This window comes from Lysinibacter cavernae (assembly GCF_011758565.1).
In the GTDB taxonomy this organism is placed as follows: domain Bacteria; phylum Actinomycetota; class Actinomycetes; order Actinomycetales; family Microbacteriaceae; genus Lysinibacter; species Lysinibacter cavernae.
The window spans coordinates 1,777,685-1,793,382 of the sequence record NZ_JAAMOX010000001.1; the positions used below are offsets into that span (position 1 = coordinate 1,777,685).

The window sequence follows — 15,698 nt, forward strand, 5'->3', positions numbered from 1 at the left end:
ATAGATGCAGGTACCGAGCCCGCGAGTTCGGGGCTTGCAGGGGGTGGATGCGCGGTTAGGCGTGTTCTGCCTGGATGGAGCGCAGCTTCGCCATGACCTGGGCGCGCAGGTCTTCAGGCGCGGCCTCTTTGCAGGCACGCTGAACGGCCTCGCGCAGCACGATGCCAACCCGGTGCTCGTCTGAGCACTCTGGGCACGAGTCAATGTGCTCGCGGATGTCGCCGGCGTCTTCTTTGCACAGCTCGTTATGAAGGTACTCTTCGAGGGACTTTTGCGCTTTTTCGCAGCCGCAATCGGTCATCAGGCACCGCCCTTTCGTTGTGGCCGAGCGCCAACTTCGTGGCCCTGCTCGGCGGCGTATTCGGTCAGCATTTCGCGCAGCAGCCGACGGCCACGGTGCAGCCGACTCATCACGGTGCCAACCGGCGTTTTCATAATGTCGGCAATTTCTTGGTACGAGAATCCCTCAACATCGGCGAGGTACACAGCCATGCGGAAGTCTTCGGAGATTGAGTTGAGGGCGTTCTTCACGACGCTCTCTGGCATGCGATCGATGGCCTCAGCCTCTGCAGAGCGTGAGCGGCTGGATGTGGTGGACTCGGCGTCGCCAAGCTGCCAGTCTTCGAGTTCGTCGATGGCCCCCATATAGGGCTCGCGCTGGCGCTTGCGGTACGTGTTGATGTAGCTGTTCGTCATGATGCGATACAGCCAGGCCTTGAGGTTGGTGCCATCCTGGAACGATTTAAAGGACGCGAATGCCTTCGTGAAGGTCTCTTGCACAAGGTCTTGCGCGTCTTGAGGATTCTTGGTCATCCGGATGGCAGCGCCATACAGTTGATCGAGGTAGGGCAACGCCTGCTCTTCGAAGCGCGCATGCAAATCGGACTGCTCAGCCATATCGAGCAATCCTACGCGTAATTCGTCGTGCACAGTTTCAGAACGCTCAAGCGTTGTAATCGTCACCGTACTCCTTACCTCTCATTGCGGGCGTTGCGGCCCGGTGGTGCGCCTCACGCGCAAATTCTGCGTACTGGCGATAGTGTTAATAACCAATGTTGATTTCGAAGTATTCCCAACCGGATTTCAACCCGTTCGGCGATCAGTCAGACGAGGATGAGACTCCGAAGAACTGGCCTGCTCCGCGACCGTCGGGGCAGCTTGATGCCGCTGTGCGCATCCCCGGCTCAAAATCACTCACCAACCGTGAGCTAGTGCTCTCTGCCCTCGCCGACGGCCCCTCGCGGCTGCGGGCCCCGCTGCATTCGCGCGATAGCAATCTCATGGTCGAGGCGCTTCGTTCGCTTGGCGCAACCATCGACGAGGTTCCTGGCGACGGCGGCTTTGGCGCCGACTGGCTCATCACGCCGGGCGAGCTCATCGGCAGCACCTCTATCGATTGTGGCCTTGCGGGCACCGTCATGCGTTTTGTTCCTTCGGTCGCCGCGCTGGCGCTCGGGCCAACGTCCTTCGACGGCGACGCATCCGCCCGCCGCCGCCCAATGGCAGCCATCATTAACGGCCTGCGCGGCCTCGGCGTCGACATTACCGATGAGGGACGCGGCAAGCTCCCGTTCACCATCCACGGCACCGGAAACGTTCCCGGCGGTCGCGTCGAAATTGATGCGAGCCTTTCGAGCCAATTTGTGTCAGGCCTCGCGCTCACTGCCGCCCGCTTTGACGAGGGTGCGCACATTGTGCACACCGGCGAGCGCCTGCCAAGCATCCCGCACATTGAGATGACGCTCGACACGCTCGAGGCGCGTGGGGTCGTTGTTGAACGTCCGGCTGAGGGTGAGTGGCGTATCCAGGCTGGCCCAATTGCCGCGCGTGACATCGCGATCGAGCCAGACCTGTCAAATGCTGCCCCCTTCCTCGCCGCCGCGCTTGTTGCCGGCGGCTCGGTCAGCATCCCAGGATGGCCGGCGCAGACCACGCAGGTTGGGGATCAGCTGCGCCATATCCTTCCCCACTTCGGCGCAACCGTCACACTTGACGACGGCGTGCTCACGGTCTCCGCCAGTGGAGAAATATCGGGAGTCACACTCGACCTCAGCGAGGCAGGAGAACTCGCGCCGGCAGTCGTCAGCCTTGCGGCACTCGCCAACGGGCCGAGCGTCATCACGGGTATCGGCCACATTCGCCATCACGAAACCGACCGACTCGCTGCGCTCGCCAACGAGATCAATAAGCTCGGCGGCAAGGTTACCGAGCTCGAAGACGGCCTCTCAATCGAGCCCGCCCAGTTGCACGGCGGCGAATGGCTGAGCTACGAAGACCACCGGATGGCGACCTCTGGCGCAATCATCGGGCTTGCGGTCGACGGCGTCGAGATCAACGACGTTCAGACGACCTCGAAGACGCTCCCCCAGTTCACCGAGCTGTGGACCGCGATGGTTGTTGGCGGCCCCAGCGTATGAGTTGGTGGTCAGAGACGGGCGTTGACGATGACGACGAGCCCTACGGCGACTACGACGAGTCGAGCATCCGTGTTCGACCAAATCCAAAGGGCAACCGGCCGCGCACCAAAATCAGGCCGGAACATAATGACGCCGTGAGCGGGGTCGTCCTCGGGGTAGACCGCGGTCGATTCACAGTTCTCGTGGATGCCGGCGGCGAGCAGGAACGCATCATCACGTCAACGAGGGCACGCGAGCTTGGCAAAAAGGCGCTCGTGACGGGCGATCGCGTGCGACTCGTCGGCGACACCTCAGGAGACCAGGGCACGCTTGCTCGCATCGTGTCAATTGACGAGCGCACGAGCCTCCTGCGGAGAAGCGCAGACGATACCGACGCCATCGAGCGTGTGCTGGTTGCAAACGCTGACCAGATGCTCATCGTTGTCGCCGCAGCGAATCCCGAGCCTCGCACCCGACTCGTCGACCGCTACCTCGTCGCGGCGTTTGACGCGGGCATCCGCCCGCTTCTGTGCGTGACCAAGACTGACCTCGCCGACCCTAGCGAGTTCCTGCGCAACTTTGAGGGTCTTGGAATCACGATATTTACTGGCAGCAAGGAAGCATTTCCGCTCGATGAGATCGCGGAACAGCTCATCAGTCACGAAACGGTGTTTGTTGGACACTCCGGCGTTGGCAAGTCAACGCTTATCAATGCGCTCGTACCAACGGCCGACCGTGCGACCGGCAGGGTCAACGATGTAACCGGACGAGGACGGCACACGTCGTCGTCTACGGTCAGCCTGCAGTACTCGTCTCCTGCAGGAACGGGCTGGGTTATCGATACCCCTGGTGTCCGTTCATTCGGTCTCGGGCATGTTAATCCCGACAACATCGTTCGCTCGTTCACCGACCTCGCCGAGCTCGCTCTTGAGTGTCCACGAGGCTGCACGCACCGTGCGGATGCGCCAGACTGCGCGATCACCGAGGCCGTCCGCGAGGGCCGTCTTGGCGAGGTTGGCACGGTGAGGCTCGACTCGCTGCACCGGCTGCTCGATACGTTCGCTGGCTAATCCGGCCGCTGCGGGCTCATCCGGCGCGTTGCTGGTCACCTTCAGCTTGGGCCAAATTTACGCAGATTGGTCGCAAATCCACCCTCTTCGAGCGATTTGGGTGGATCTGCGCCCATTCTGCGCGAAATACTCCGCACGAAATAGCGACTCTGCCCCGAAATCGAGGACGGCACGGGAGGCGAAGGTGGATGCTGTGGATGGGGGATGCGTGGCAGGGTGCGCAGAGACTACCGAGCAAGCCGCGTGGCGGAGTTGGCAGCCAGCCACACAGCAACGTACCCAGCCAGCCGCGCGACGGAGTCCGCAGCAAGGTCGCGGCGGCCGGGGCGCCATCTGCCCTACGATGGATGCCATGACTGAGACAACTGCCGCATCCACTCGCCTCGAGGTTGGCGATACCGCCCCTGACTTCACGCTCAACGACCAAGACGGCAATCCCGTCACCCTGAGCGAATTGCGCGGCGAGAACGTCATCGTGTACTTTTACCCGGCCGCAAAGACGCCCGGCTGCACCAAGCAAGCCTGCGATTTTCGCGACAATATGGCGTCACTCGCGTCCGCTGGCTACCGCATCCTCGGTGTCTCAAAGGACAGCGTCAAGACCCTCCGCTCCTTCGCAGATGAGGAAGGTCTTGCCTTTCCGCTGCTGAGCGATGTCGATCTTGAGGTCCACAAGGCGTATGCCGCCTATGGCGAGAAGAACCTGTACGGCAAGATCGTCACCGGCGTGATCCGCTCAACGTTTGTGATTGATAGCAACGGCGTTCTCACGCACGCCCTGTATAACGTAAAAGCCACCGGCCACGTCGCAAGCCTGCGGAAGAAGCTCGGGCTCGACTAACCCTCGTCGTCGGCGGGGCGCTCGCGTGCAGCCTTTTCGGCCTCACCGGAGCGCTTCGCCGAACGGATGAGCATGAACAGCGCGCTTCCTGCGGAGATGAGCAGCACCCAGCCAACAAGCGGCTGCGCAAACTCGCCACCCTGAAAGCTACCAAATGCGATGGCGAGCTGCAGGATCTGGATGGTGACTGCCGATCCTCTCGCCCACGAAGCTGATCGCGCGACTCCGACGGCGGTTGCCGCGACCCACACGGTGCCAAGCACGATGAGCACAAATAGTGCGATAGCCGACGCCATCGAGTCTGGCTGCTCTGTGAACAGTTCAAAGAGGAACCAAACGCTCGCCGCAAGCATCAGAATTGCTTGCGCAGCGAGGATGATCACGAGCCCTCTCATTCGCCCAGTAGCGGCCGAAGGTGAAGGCTGTATGTCCGACACGTGATCTCCCATCCAATTCCCTTAAAACTATTGATTTGATGCGTACTCTATGGGAGTATATTCCCTGTTGAGTTTTCGCGTACACCGTAGTGCACGACCCTCTTACCCACGTATTTCCCCCCTCGGCGTGAGAAGATTTCTGCTCCACCAGAGCTTCTCTCTTTCTTGCGCCTGCATAAATTACCATGAAGGAGCACTACGCATGGATTGGCGCGAACAAGCAGCCTGTCTCACGGCCGACCCCGAGCTTTTCTTTCCAGTAGGAAACACCGGGCCAGCTGTTGATCAGATCGAAAAGGCAAAGTCGGTATGTGCACGTTGCACCGTTACCGAGATTTGCTTGCAGTACGCAATTGAAACGGGTCAAGACTCGGGCGTTTGGGGCGGACTGAGCGAAGACGAGCGTCGTGCGCTTAAGCGTCGCGCCGCCCGCGCACGCCGCGCTTCCTAAGTTTTTCAGCAGGTTCCTCTCCCATCTTTGGGATATGGATTCATGCGCTGAGCGAACATGGTCACCACAGATTTGTGGTGACCATGTTTCGTTTGAGGGGCATCCGGCATCCATCAATCGTTGATTTGATGGGTGCCGTTGCCGTATCTGCGCAATTCTTCTCCACAGTCGAGTTCTCTGCAAATTCATCACCAATCTGAAATATTGGTGAATCGCGTTCTCAGACTTCGGTAGTCTTTTTAGGAAACTGGTGACGAACGAAAGGGGAGGCTACTGCTACTAATACTCTCCGCCTTTGCCCTCCTCGCCCTCGTCACCCCCTTCCTCACCAAATGGCTGAGCACCCGAGTATTCCTCGTTATAGCCCTCCTCCCCGCTGCCGCATTTGCCTATACGCTGAGCCAATCAGGCAAAGTAATAGCCGGTGGGGAATATACCGAATCGATTCAGTGGATTCCCCAGCTTGGCATCTCGCTCTCGTTCAGAGTTGATGCTCTCAGCTGGCTCATGGCGCTTATTGTCACCGGTGTTGGCACGCTCGTGCTCATATACTGCGCCAGCTACTTCGGCAAAAACGAACAAGGCCTCGGCCGCTTTGCGAGCGTCCTACTCCTCTTTGCCGGGGTCATGTATGGGCTCGTGACCGCCGACGACGTCATCGTCATGTTCATCTTCTGGGAGATCACAAGCGTGCTCTCCTACCTCCTCATTGGCCACTACTCCTATCGCAAAGAGAGCCGTGGCGCGGCTATTCAAGCGTTGCTTGTCACCACATTTGGTGGGCTCGTCATGCTGGTTGGCCTGGTCATCCTCATCGTGCAGGCCGGCAGCACATCGCTCGCGGTTATCGTTGAAACGCCTATCAACGGGCCGCTCGTTGCAACCGCCATGATCCTCGTCCTCGTTGGGGCTGCAAGCAAAAGCGCCCTCGTGCCGTTCCACTTCTGGTTGCCAGGAGCAATGGCAGCACCCACTCCCGTCAGCGCATATCTCCACGCTGCAGCCATGGTCAAGGCCGGCATCTACCTCATCCTGCGGTTGGCGCCCGGCTTTACCGAGGTTCCAGGATGGCGTGAAACGCTTATCGTTGTTGGCCTCCTCACGATGCTCGTCGGCGGCTGGCGCTCACTCCGCCAAAACGACCTCAAGCTCGTCCTCGCATACGGCACCATCAGCCAGCTCGGATTCCTCGCCCTGGTATCTGGCTACGGCACGCGAGACTCAGCGCTTGCTGCTGAAACCCTCCTCGTCGCGCACAGCCTCTACAAGGCAACGCTCTTCCTCATCGTCGGTGTTATCGAGCACCGCACTGGCACTCGCGACCTTCGTCAGCTCTCTGCCCTACGTCGCAGCCAGCCAGGCGTTGCCGCCATCGCGCTTATTTCTGTTGCCTCAATGGCTGGGTTGCCGCCGTTTGTTGGCTTCGTTGCGAAAGAGGCCGTTTTTACCGCCCTCTTCGATTCTGGCGAGGCGGGCGATGTGTGGGGCTGGATTGCCCTCGTTGGCATCGTCCTTGGCTCGGTCATAACCTTTGCCTACTCCGTTCGTTTCCTCTGGGGTGCGTTCGCCGTCAAGAAGACAGTTGCTGCGACGCCTATCGTCCACCCTGACAAGGGCTCAATCCTCATCGCGCCCGCGATTCTCGCCACGCTGACCGTCGGCGCGGGCATCGCTGCCCCCTGGCTCGACAAGGTTCTCAGCCCATACGCACGCACGCTCGGCGACGGCGATTACCATCTGGCACTGTGGCATGGCATCGAGCCTGCCCTCGTGCTCACGCTGGTTGTCGTGGCCGTCGGTCTGTTCCTGGCGTGGCAGCGCATCCGAGTGTCTCGGTACCAGTCAATGGTTCCAGCCTGGATCAACTCAAGTTCTCTCTACTGGCGCATCCTTCGCGCGGTCGACTCGTTTTCACACGCAATTACCGTCAGGGTCCAGCGTTTTGGCCTCCCCGGTTACATCGCGGCGGTACTCGGTCTCTTCGTCCTCTCGGTTGGATACTCGCTGCTCGCCAATTCCACCTGGCCAACCGAGTTTGTGCTGTGGGACTACCCTGCGCAGGTCTTTATCGCCATCGTCATGATCGTTGCTGCCGTCTGCGTTGCCCGGGCTCAGCAGCGAATCGCTGCAGTGCTCCTCGTGAGCGTCACCGGCTATGGCATGGTCACGCTCTTTGCCATTCAGGGTGCTCCCGACCTCGCGCTCACCCAGGCGCTTGTCGAGACCATCACCCTCGTTGTGTTTGTGCTGGTCCTCCGCCGCCTGCCCGCTGCGATGAAGCCGCTCCCCGACAAGCGGCGCAACTGGCTCAAACTCACCATTGCCATCGCTTCAGGGCTCATCATGGGCGTCGCCGGCCTTGTTGCACTCGGGGCACGCGAGCACACGAGCATTTCAGAGCGAATGTCTGAGCTCGCGCTTGAGGCCCATGGCCACAACATCGTGAACGTCATGCTCGTCGACATCCGCGCATGGGACACCATGGGCGAAATCTCGGTGCTTGTTGTGGTCGCCACCGGCATCGCGAGCCTCATCTTTGTGACCAAGCGAACAGGCTCCGCGCCGAAGCTCCCAACCACGAAGCATCCACGGCGCATTGGCAACCGCCGAAAGATTGTCCTTGAGCCGGCTACAAGTTCTGCCACGATCGTCGATGCAAACGGCACAATCGTGCCAGATCCCGACGCTCCCACTCGCGGCGCGTTCCTCATGGCGGGTCGCACGCTCTCAGCCAGAAACAGATCCATCCTCGTTGAGGTACTCACCAGGTTGCTCTTTCACCCCGCCATCATCCTCTCGCTGTATCTGCTCTTTGTTGGCCACAACCTCCCAGGTGGAGGCTTTGCCGGCGGACTCGTCGCAGGGCTCGCGCTCGTCACAAGATATCTGGCAGGCGGACGCTACGAACTTGGCGAGGCACTCCCAGTCGACGCAGGCAAGATCCTCGGAACCGGCATCATCCTCGCGGTCGGCACAGCGCTCGCCTCGCTGATCGCAGGTGGCGAAGTGCTGCAGTCCAGCTGGTTCGAATACGATCTCGGTTGGCTCGGCGAAATCAGCATCGGCACCACCACCATCTTCGATATCGGCGTCTACCTCGTCGTCATCGGGCTCATCCTCGACGTGCTTCGCAGCCTCGGGGCAGAGATCGACCGCCACCGAGAAGAAAACGTTGGGGCCGACGACGCCAAAGACGACGCCCGCGCCGATGCAGAAGCAGACAACGTCGATACCGACGCAGCCGAATTTGAGGCGACACGAACCACAACTGAGGAGGGAACACGATGAGCGCATCCGTCACCCTACTCATCCTCGCAAGCTGCCTCTTTGCCGTTGGCATCTACATCATGATGCAGCGCAACCTGACGCGCATTCTGCTTGGGTTCCTGCTCGTTGGTAATGGCGTCAATATCTTCATCTTCCTCATGAGCGGCAGACCTGGTGATGCGCCCATCACCCCTGCCAACGGTGATGCGAGCGGACTTGCCGACCCCGTGCCGCAGGCCTTCATCCTCACCGCAATCGTGATCAACTTTGGGATCACGGCGTTCCTGCTTGCGCTCATCTACCGATCTTGGTGGCTCGCACAGCTTGGCGAAGACGGCGATACCGTCTCGAGCGACCAAGACGATGACGACGAAAACAGCGCGCAGGTGTTTGAACAGTCACACGATGAAGACGACGCCATCCAAGAGGCGCTTGACGCCTCCGACGACGAGGACAATAACCCATTGCATGAGCCAGGACCCAACACGGGCCCCATTGGCACCGTCGGCCGAATCTCGACCGAGGGGCGTGATCCCTCATGAATTGGCTGATCCCACTCGTTGTCATCCTTCCGCTCCTTGGCGCGGCCAGCACACTCGTGCTCAGCCGCTATCGCCGGGCTCAGGTCGGCGTCAGCGTTGGCACGCTTATCGCGGCCACCGTTGTCAGCGTTGCGCTCCTCATCGCAGTCGACTCGCAGGGCACGCTTGCGGTGCAGGTTGGCGGCTGGGCTGCCCCATGGGGCATCACGCTCGTCGTTGACAGGCTCTCGGCCATCATGCTGCTCATCTCGGCGCTCATGCTCCTTGGCGTGCTCATCTACTCCGTAGGCCAGGGTGTTGCCGACGGCGACCAAGAGACACCCGTCTCTATCTTCCACCCCAGCTACCTTGTGCTGGCAGCTGGGCTCTTCAACGTGTTTATCGCTGGCGACCTCTTCAACCTCTACGTCGGGTTTGAAATGCTGCTGGCCGCAAGCTACGTGCTCCTCACGCTTGGCAGCACCGGAGTACGAATCCGGGCAGGCACAACGTATATCATCGTCAGCCTCGTCTCCTCGGTGTTCTTCCTCACCGCCATCGCGCTCATCTACGGCGCAACCGGAACCGTCAACATGGCGCAGCTTTCGGTACGACTCGGTGAGCTTCCTGCCGATATCCAGCTCATTCTGCATGTTGCCCTACTTGTCGGATTTGCGGTGAAGGCGGCGGTCTACCCCGTATCGTTCTGGCTACCAGACTCCTACCCGACCGCACCAGCACCTGTCACGGCTGTGTTCGCCGGATTGCTGACCAAGGTTGGTGTTTATGCCATCATCCGCACCGAGACGCTGTTGTTCCCAGGCGGGCAGCTGAGCGAGGTCCTCATGTGGGTTGCCCTGCTCACTCTGCTCATTGGCATTTTTGGAGCGATTGCCCAGGCCGACATCAAGCGACTCCTCTCGTTTACCCTCGTGAGTCATATCGGCTACATGATCTTTGGTATCGCCCTTGCAACAACGGCAGGCTTGACCGCCACGACGTACTACATCGTTCACCACATCACGGTGCAGACAACGCTCTTCCTCGTCACCGGCCTCATCGAACGCATCGGCGGCAGCACCTCCATCAACCGCCTTGCTGGCCTCATGAAGGCAGCGCCGCTCATCTCCATCCTCTTTTTCATTCCTGCCCTCAACCTCGGCGGTATTCCCCCGTTCTCCGGGTTTATCGGCAAGGTCGCGCTCTTCCTTGCGGGTAGCGAAGAAGGCGGCTGGCTCGTCTGGACAGTCATCGGGGCTGGCGCGGCCACATCGTTGCTGACGCTCTACGCGCTCATGCGCGTCTGGAACATGGCATTCTGGCGAGCAAAAGATGAGCTCGACGGCTACTCAAGCCCAATGCTCGAGAACCTACAAGAGACGCACGAAGAGACCATCGGCGATGTGCAAAGCACCACACCCCGGCTTATGGTTGGTACAACCGTTGTCATGGTGAGCCTCACCATAGCCCTCACCGTTTTTGCCGGACCGCTCATGGAGCTCGCCGCACGCGCCGCAGCAGACCTCATGAATCCGGCAACCTACATCCTCACAGTCTTTAGCGGAGGGGTGATCGGATGACCGAGCAAACAACAGCCCTCGCCAAACGGGCCAGCCTCTTCGGCTCTATCGTGCTACAGCTTGGGCTCGTCGCGATCTGGGTACTGCTGTGGGGCCAGCTCAATCCCATGACCATCATCACTGGCGTCCTCGTCTCTGTGATCGTTGGCCGGGTGTTCTACCTCCCGCCGGTTGACTTCGGCGGTCGATTTAGCCCGTGGCATTTCTTGTTGTTTTCGCTGCGCATGATCTGGGATGTTGTCTCCGCCAGCCTGCACGTCGCCTGGCTCGCCATCGATTGGCGCTACACACCGAGCAACGCCGTCATTGCAATCGACCTACACACGCGTAACGACCTCATCATGACCTGGACGGTGGAAGCGATCTCACTCGTGCCAGGCACCATCGTGATCGAGGCAGACAGGGAAGAGCGCCGACTCTTCCTGCACGTGCTCGACGTTGACAACGCGGAAGACATTGAAAAGCTCCGACTCTCGGTCCGCGCGACCGAAGAGAGGCTCACAATGGCGTTCGGATCGCGCAACGAGGTCCAGCGGATGCTGGCAGAGCGACAGTCCCTCAATTCCGCAACACCGTCAGAAGGGGGTGCCTCATGAACTGGGTAGGCCTTGTTGTTGGCGCCTTTCTTGGCATTGGCGCGGTCTGCGCGGTTGCCCGAATTATCATCGGCCCGACAACCCTCGACCGGGTGCTGGCTACCGACGTACTCCTCGCGATTGTGTTGTGCAGCCTCGCCGCCGATATGGCGATCAACCACCACACCGCGACCATGCCCATCCTCGTGGCGCTCGCCTTTTTTGGCGTCACCAGCTCAATCAGCATTACCCGATTCATTTCGCGACGGGAGGAACCCTAAATGTGGGAATCCATTCGCGACGTGCTGAGCGTTATCCTGCTCATCTTCGGCTCGTTTCTTTCGGTTGCGGCAGGTATCGGCATCCTCAGGTTCCCTGATGTCCTCTCCCGCCTGCACGCAGGCACCAAGCCACAAATCCTCGGGCTCACGTCCATCATGTTCGCTGTTGTCCTGCAAAACATGTCATGGCCAACGGCGTCGGGCGTCGCGGTTGTGTTGGTCATCCAGTACCTCACGCAACCGATCTCGGCGCATCTTGTTGGCCGCTCCGGCTACCGCTCAGACTACGTCGATAAGAGCACGCTCATCGCCGACGAGCTGGCACCCGAGGTTGCCGCGCACGATACCGATGATCCCGAACAAGACAACGACAAGGTACTTGGCAACGGGTAGTTTTGGCGCATCAGGGTAATGCGCAGCGATAGGCTAAACCGCAGCAACTGCATCGGGGGAACGATGAACGGAAGCACGCATGAACACAAACGATCCGAACCCCGCGAACGGTAACTCCTCCACGAACGCTAACTCCCCAGCGAGCCCTGCCCAGCCCACCGGATCGGTGCCACCACCACCCCAGCCAAACCAACTGCCGGCATTTATCGGCTCCCAACAGGATTTTCAACAAGTTGATCAGCAGGGTTATCAGCAGGGTTATCAGCAGGGTTATCAGCAGGCTACGGCCAATCAGCCTGCAGCGCGAAGCGGGCTCGGGGTCGCATCATGGATCGGCATCGGAGCTGGAGCCGCGGCAATTATCGCAATGGGATTAGTCGCAGCTCTTGTTGTCGCTCCCACGATCGCGAGTATCTCTGCGGTATCAGAGCGGGATTCAGACGACGACTCTGCCGACGACTCTGTCGATGACTCCGCCGACGATTCCGCAACGGAGCCATCAGAAACAGCCAGACCAGATTCAGGTGCTACGCAGTCGGCCGATCTGGTCACCCTCGACGATTCCCTGACCTACCGCAGCGGGCCGTTCTGGATGACGCCCTTTGGGGACGGCTGGGACATCGAAGTTTTCGATCAACAGGGGTATAACCGGTTTGCGCACGCAGAATCTGGCTGCAAGTTCCTGACCTTTCAGGGCGCTGGAAACCCGGCAGAGACGGCATCCTCAGACCGCGCCGCAACCGACAACATCGTCAATCTTGCACTCACCATCGGACTCCCCTGGGACTCGACCGCGGACCCCGTTGTTGAGCAGCAAGGCACAACGGAGTTGCCGTTCAACGCTGGCACACCCGTAGAGTTCCTACGGTTGCATTCGACGTACTCAACGAGTGCAGGCGACAGGGATCGCAGCATGCTGCTCCGCACCTTTATGCCAGGCAACAACGTGCTCTACGCGGAGGTCGACTGCCCAGCTGGAACAACCGGCATCGCCGACGACGTCTGGGCAGGGCTCAGCCTCACGGAGTACTAAGCCCCCAGCGAAAGCCCCCGGCGATGCCGTCTGCGCCGCAGCGGCTTCGCACAGGTTTAGCGGTCGCGGGTATCGGTCTCGTCTGAGGGCCCCTCAACCGGAGATCCCTCAACCGAAGACGCCTCGGCAGAGGAAGCCCCTGCTGAGGAAGTCCCTCCAGAGGATGCCCCCGTCTGGATAGTCCCCGTCGAGACATTCCCCGTCGCCGAGGTCCCGGGTGCCGAGGTCCCGGGTGCCCCAGCTGAGGCTGCTGCCGCGGCAGCCTCGGCCTTGAGTTTCTTCCCAAGCACCGAGTTGCGTCGACTGTAGGTGAAGTAGATGACAAAGCCGAGTGCGAGCCATACGAGGAACCGCACCCAGGTGAGCGTGGTGAGGTTGAACATGAGCCACAAACAGAGCGCGGCCGACAGGATCGGGACGTAGGGTGAGAACGGCACGCGGAAGGCCCCCTTCACTCGGGGGTTCTTCTTGCGAAGCACAATAATGCCAAGGCTCACGAGCACAAATGCGGAAAGCGTGCCGATGTTGATCATCTCTTCGAGCACGCCGACGTCGGTGAGGCCCGCGATGAGGGCAACAACGAGTCCACAAATCACCTGCGTGCGGATGGGTGTGTGGGTGTTCGCGCCAGTCTTGCTCAGCATCCGAGGCAGCAGCCCGTCGCGGCTCATGGCGAAGATCACTCGGGCAAGTCCGAGCAGCAGCACCATGATGACCGTTGTGAGCCCAACAAGAATACCGATAGAGATAATCTGGCCGGCCCATTCGGCACCGACCAGCTTAAACGCGAGGTCAAGCGAGGCATCCCCTCCGGCCGCTGCCAGGTCTTTGTAGGAGACCATGCCGGTAATCACGAGTGAGACAAGGATGTAGAGCACCGTCACGATGCCGAGTCCCCAGAAGATTCCCTTCGGCAGGTTCTTCTGCGGGTTCTTGACTTCTTCGGCGCTTGTGGCCACCACGTCGAATCCAACAAAGGCAAAGAACACAAGCGAGGCCGCCGCAAGCAGCCCAAACACACCGTACTGGCTCGGCGCAGCTCCAGAGACAAACGAGAACAGCGATTGCTCCCACACGGCCGTGTCGCTGCCCGTGACAGGCTGGGCTTCTGGGATGAAGGGAACGTAGTTTGCGGGGTTCACATAGAAGAATCCAACGATGACGACGAATACAACGATGGCAACCTTAATCACGGTGAACACGTTCGAGACGCGGGCCGAGAGCTTTGTTCCGGCGATGAGCAACGCGGTAAAGATCGCGACGATCACAAAGGCGCCCCAGCTCACATCGAGGCCAAGAACGTTGATGGTGCTCGGGATATCCCAGTTCCAGTAGTCGAAGACGTTGCTGAGGTAGATTCCCCAGTATTTAGCGATAACGGCTGCCGCGGTCAGCATTTCAAGGATGAGGTCCCAGCCAATAATCCAGGCCAGTAATTCGCCGAGGGTGGCGTACGTAAAGGTGTAGGCCGACCCAGCGACGGGAACGCTTGACGCAAATTCGGCGTAACACATGATTGCGAGGAAGCAGGTGGCGGCTGCGAGAACAAAGGACAGCACAACTGATGGCCCTGCAAACGACCCAGCGGCTTTTGCTCCAACAGAAAAGATACCGGCACCAACCGCAACGGCGACGCCCATGATTGCGAGGTCCCACGGGCCGAGAGTGCGTTTGAGCGTTCGCCCCTCTTCGAATGTGTCGTTGAGGGAGTCTTGGATGCTCTTTGTGCGGAAGAGACTCATGAGGGTCACGATTCCTTTGTGTTGGGTTCGCTACGCTGCGTCATTCGTTGATGAGGGGAAAGAGAAATTGGCTTGATGCCAATTTGTCCTCACCAAGAGTGCCACACGATCTCCCCCTTGGCGCAAGCCCCCACCCGATTTGGGCAGTTTTGTTCCCATTCTGTGACCATGCTGGTATGAGTCCTCTACCTCGATTGGAGAGGGATGGGTGTTAGAACGCGAACGATACCCAGAAGGCGAGCGCTGCGGCACCGAGTCCGGCAACGACGTTGACCAGCACATTGCCGAGTGCGGCGCGCGAGTTCTTTTCGCGAAGCATCCCGTGCGAATCGCCGATGAGCGTGCTGAAGGTACTGAGCCCGCCGGCCACTCCGATGGAAAGCAGAAAGAAGGTGCCTTGGGAAATGCTCTGCCCAAAATACAGCCCAAGAGCGAGGCCAGCGACGGCCGAGCCGATGACGTTTGCCACAACGATGCCCCACGAGATGGGGAGCTCGCCGCGCTTGCGCGATGAGCGTCGAGCGTATGAGCGACTCGTTGCGGGGAGCCAGGTGGCAAGCGCAAATCGGGCAACTGCGGCGACTCCGCCGAGCAGCACGATACCAATCATCACTACCGGGGTCATGACTGCACCCGCTGTCGCCGCGGCGCGGCCATCTGGCCGAGCTCGTACCCCCAGGCGGAGCAGACCCAGCCACCGCCAATCGAGACAACCAGCAACCCGATCGCCCACAGCACGTTTCCGTTGTACAGGGAGACAAACAGTTCAATCATGAGCGCCGAGAACGTTGTGAACGTACCAATGAAACCCGCACGAATACCAGCTTTGAGCCAGTCGCGCACAACGCGCTCCTGCCAGAACGCGGCAACAAACGCGAGCAGCAAACAACCGAATAGATTCACGATCAGGGTCGGCCACGGGTCAACAGCGGCTCCACTTCCGATGAGTTCGTGGATGAGGAGCCGAAGGCCAGCGCCGAGCACTCCCCCGGCAAAAACCGCACCCCAAACGGCGGCAGAAATACGGGACATGCCTTAACTGTAGCGCCGGATGCAGGCGCGTCTTGAACGCCATCCTCCGTAGCCGCGCCTAATTATCGGCTTCGCGTAC

Annotated in this window: 17 protein-coding genes; 11 read left to right on the plus strand and 6 right to left on the minus strand. The window is 60.1% G+C overall.

The genetic code is table 11. The features are described from left to right. Positions 1-55 precede the first annotated feature (55 nt). On the minus strand, positions 56-301 hold the full coding sequence (locus tag FHX76_RS07780) for a zf-HC2 domain-containing protein (protein ID WP_167149531.1): 246 nt from the start codon (positions 299-301) through the stop codon (positions 56-58). Continuing rightward, on the minus strand, positions 301-897 hold the full coding sequence (locus FHX76_RS07785; RefSeq protein ID WP_167150440.1) for a sigma-70 family RNA polymerase sigma factor: 597 nt from the start codon (positions 895-897) through the stop codon (positions 301-303). The genes FHX76_RS07780 and FHX76_RS07785 overlap by 1 nt, the downstream gene beginning before the upstream one ends. Positions 898-1,052: 155 nt before the next feature. Here FHX76_RS07785 and aroA point away from each other — a divergent pair, with 155 nt between their 5' ends. The 3 genes from aroA to bcp all read left to right on the plus strand — a co-directional run bounded on the left by aroA (position 1,053) and on the right by bcp (position 4,307). Continuing rightward, positions 1,053-2,417 carry a 3-phosphoshikimate 1-carboxyvinyltransferase gene (gene aroA / locus FHX76_RS07790; RefSeq protein ID WP_167149533.1) on the plus strand — a complete coding sequence of 455 codons (1,365 nt, stop codon included), beginning with the start codon at positions 1,053-1,055 and terminating at the stop codon, positions 2,415-2,417. Then, positions 2,414-3,466, plus strand: a complete 1,053-nt coding sequence (gene rsgA / locus FHX76_RS07795) for a ribosome small subunit-dependent GTPase A (protein ID WP_167149534.1) — start codon at positions 2,414-2,416, stop codon at positions 3,464-3,466. Before aroA ends, rsgA begins: the two co-directional genes overlap by 4 nt. Before the next feature lie 352 nt (positions 3,467-3,818). Beyond that, a complete protein-coding gene (gene bcp, locus FHX76_RS07800; protein ID WP_167149536.1) occupies positions 3,819-4,307 on the plus strand; it encodes a thioredoxin-dependent thiol peroxidase in 489 nt (162 codons plus the stop codon). Here the strand turns inward: bcp and FHX76_RS07805 are convergent. Further along, a complete protein-coding gene (locus FHX76_RS07805) occupies positions 4,304-4,702 on the minus strand; it encodes a hypothetical protein (RefSeq protein WP_167149538.1) in 399 nt (132 codons plus the stop codon). The two genes, bcp and FHX76_RS07805, sit on opposite strands and share 4 nt — an antisense overlap. A gap of 244 nt (positions 4,703-4,946) precedes the next feature. On the opposite strand from FHX76_RS07805, the gene FHX76_RS07810 reads away from it, so the two are divergent. From FHX76_RS07810 to FHX76_RS07845, 8 genes are all read left to right on the plus strand, one after another. Next, complete coding sequence (locus tag FHX76_RS07810) at positions 4,947-5,195, plus strand: WhiB family transcriptional regulator (protein WP_167149540.1); 249 nt, start codon at positions 4,947-4,949, stop codon at positions 5,193-5,195. 282 nt (positions 5,196-5,477) lie between these two features. Next, positions 5,478-8,483: a Na+/H+ antiporter subunit A gene (locus FHX76_RS07815; protein ID WP_341777920.1), complete on the plus strand. Its 3,006-nt coding sequence runs from the start codon at positions 5,478-5,480 to the stop codon at positions 8,481-8,483. Beyond that, positions 8,480-9,004: an NADH-quinone oxidoreductase subunit K gene (locus FHX76_RS07820; protein ID WP_167149542.1), complete on the plus strand. Its 525-nt coding sequence runs from the start codon at positions 8,480-8,482 to the stop codon at positions 9,002-9,004. Before FHX76_RS07815 ends, FHX76_RS07820 begins: the two co-directional genes overlap by 4 nt. Next, positions 9,001-10,563: a Na+/H+ antiporter subunit D gene (locus FHX76_RS07825; protein ID WP_167149544.1), complete on the plus strand. Its 1,563-nt coding sequence runs from the start codon at positions 9,001-9,003 to the stop codon at positions 10,561-10,563. Before FHX76_RS07820 ends, FHX76_RS07825 begins: the two co-directional genes overlap by 4 nt. Continuing rightward, positions 10,560-11,159 (plus strand): Na+/H+ antiporter subunit E, encoded by a 600-nt coding sequence (locus FHX76_RS07830; protein WP_167149546.1) that lies wholly within the window; start codon positions 10,560-10,562, stop codon positions 11,157-11,159. The genes FHX76_RS07825 and FHX76_RS07830 overlap by 4 nt, the downstream gene beginning before the upstream one ends. Continuing rightward, positions 11,156-11,419 carry an MrpF/PhaF family protein gene (locus FHX76_RS07835; RefSeq protein WP_167149548.1) on the plus strand — a complete coding sequence of 88 codons (264 nt, stop codon included), beginning with the start codon at positions 11,156-11,158 and terminating at the stop codon, positions 11,417-11,419. Before FHX76_RS07830 ends, FHX76_RS07835 begins: the two co-directional genes overlap by 4 nt. Continuing rightward, positions 11,420-11,812, plus strand: coding sequence for a monovalent cation/H(+) antiporter subunit G (gene mnhG, locus FHX76_RS07840; protein WP_167149550.1), 393 nt, complete (start codon positions 11,420-11,422; stop codon positions 11,810-11,812). It abuts the gene before it with no gap. Positions 11,813-11,891: 79 nt separating this feature from the next. Further along, the gene (locus FHX76_RS07845) at positions 11,892-12,845 is read left to right on the plus strand and encodes a hypothetical protein (protein ID WP_167149552.1); all 954 of its coding nucleotides are present in this window, start codon (positions 11,892-11,894) and stop codon (positions 12,843-12,845) included. 56 nt (positions 12,846-12,901) lie between these two features. On the opposite strand, the gene FHX76_RS07850 is transcribed toward FHX76_RS07845, so the two are convergent. The 3 genes from FHX76_RS07850 to FHX76_RS07860 all read right to left on the minus strand — a co-directional run bounded on the left by FHX76_RS07850 (position 12,902) and on the right by FHX76_RS07860 (position 15,619). After that, positions 12,902-14,587, minus strand: a complete 1,686-nt coding sequence (locus FHX76_RS07850) for an amino acid permease (RefSeq protein WP_167150444.1) — start codon at positions 14,585-14,587, stop codon at positions 12,902-12,904. A 211-nt stretch (positions 14,588-14,798) separates the two neighbouring features. Then, the gene (locus FHX76_RS07855) at positions 14,799-15,212 is read right to left on the minus strand and encodes a FluC/FEX family fluoride channel (protein WP_167149554.1); all 414 of its coding nucleotides are present in this window, start codon (positions 15,210-15,212) and stop codon (positions 14,799-14,801) included. Then, complete coding sequence (locus FHX76_RS07860) at positions 15,209-15,619, minus strand: FluC/FEX family fluoride channel (RefSeq protein WP_167149556.1); 411 nt, start codon at positions 15,617-15,619, stop codon at positions 15,209-15,211. Before FHX76_RS07860 ends, FHX76_RS07855 begins: the two co-directional genes overlap by 4 nt. Between the last annotated feature and the right edge of the window lie 79 nt (positions 15,620-15,698).

Excerpts from the sequence above, each read along its gene's own strand:
- FHX76_RS07820 (WP_167149542.1), top strand. The coding sequence starts at position 8,480 with ATGAGCGCATCCGTCACCCTACTCATCCTCGCAAGCTGCCTCTTTGCC.
- FHX76_RS07780 (WP_167149531.1), bottom strand. The coding sequence starts at position 301 with ATGACCGATTGCGGCTGCGAAAAAGCGCAAAAGTCCCTCGAAGAGTAC.
- FHX76_RS07845 (WP_167149552.1), top strand. The coding sequence starts at position 11,892 with ATGAACACAAACGATCCGAACCCCGCGAACGGTAACTCCTCCACGAAC.
- FHX76_RS07785 (WP_167150440.1), bottom strand. The coding sequence starts at position 897 with ATGGCTGAGCAGTCCGATTTGCATGCGCGCTTCGAAGAGCAGGCGTTG.
- rsgA (WP_167149534.1), top strand. The coding sequence starts at position 2,414 with ATGAGTTGGTGGTCAGAGACGGGCGTTGACGATGACGACGAGCCCTAC.
- FHX76_RS07850 (WP_167150444.1), bottom strand. The coding sequence starts at position 14,587 with ATGAGTCTCTTCCGCACAAAGAGCATCCAAGACTCCCTCAACGACACA.
- FHX76_RS07830 (WP_167149546.1), top strand. The coding sequence starts at position 10,560 with ATGACCGAGCAAACAACAGCCCTCGCCAAACGGGCCAGCCTCTTCGGC.
- mnhG (WP_167149550.1), top strand. The coding sequence starts at position 11,420 with ATGTGGGAATCCATTCGCGACGTGCTGAGCGTTATCCTGCTCATCTTC.
- FHX76_RS07860 (WP_167149556.1), bottom strand. The coding sequence starts at position 15,619 with ATGTCCCGTATTTCTGCCGCCGTTTGGGGTGCGGTTTTTGCCGGGGGA.
- FHX76_RS07835 (WP_167149548.1), top strand. The coding sequence starts at position 11,156 with ATGAACTGGGTAGGCCTTGTTGTTGGCGCCTTTCTTGGCATTGGCGCG.
- FHX76_RS07810 (WP_167149540.1), top strand. The coding sequence starts at position 4,947 with ATGGATTGGCGCGAACAAGCAGCCTGTCTCACGGCCGACCCCGAGCTT.
- FHX76_RS07825 (WP_167149544.1), top strand. The coding sequence starts at position 9,001 with ATGAATTGGCTGATCCCACTCGTTGTCATCCTTCCGCTCCTTGGCGCG.
- FHX76_RS07855 (WP_167149554.1), bottom strand. The coding sequence starts at position 15,212 with ATGACCCCGGTAGTGATGATTGGTATCGTGCTGCTCGGCGGAGTCGCC.
- FHX76_RS07805 (WP_167149538.1), bottom strand. The coding sequence starts at position 4,702 with ATGAGAGGGCTCGTGATCATCCTCGCTGCGCAAGCAATTCTGATGCTT.
- bcp (WP_167149536.1), top strand. The coding sequence starts at position 3,819 with ATGACTGAGACAACTGCCGCATCCACTCGCCTCGAGGTTGGCGATACC.
- aroA (WP_167149533.1), top strand. The coding sequence starts at position 1,053 with ATGTTGATTTCGAAGTATTCCCAACCGGATTTCAACCCGTTCGGCGAT.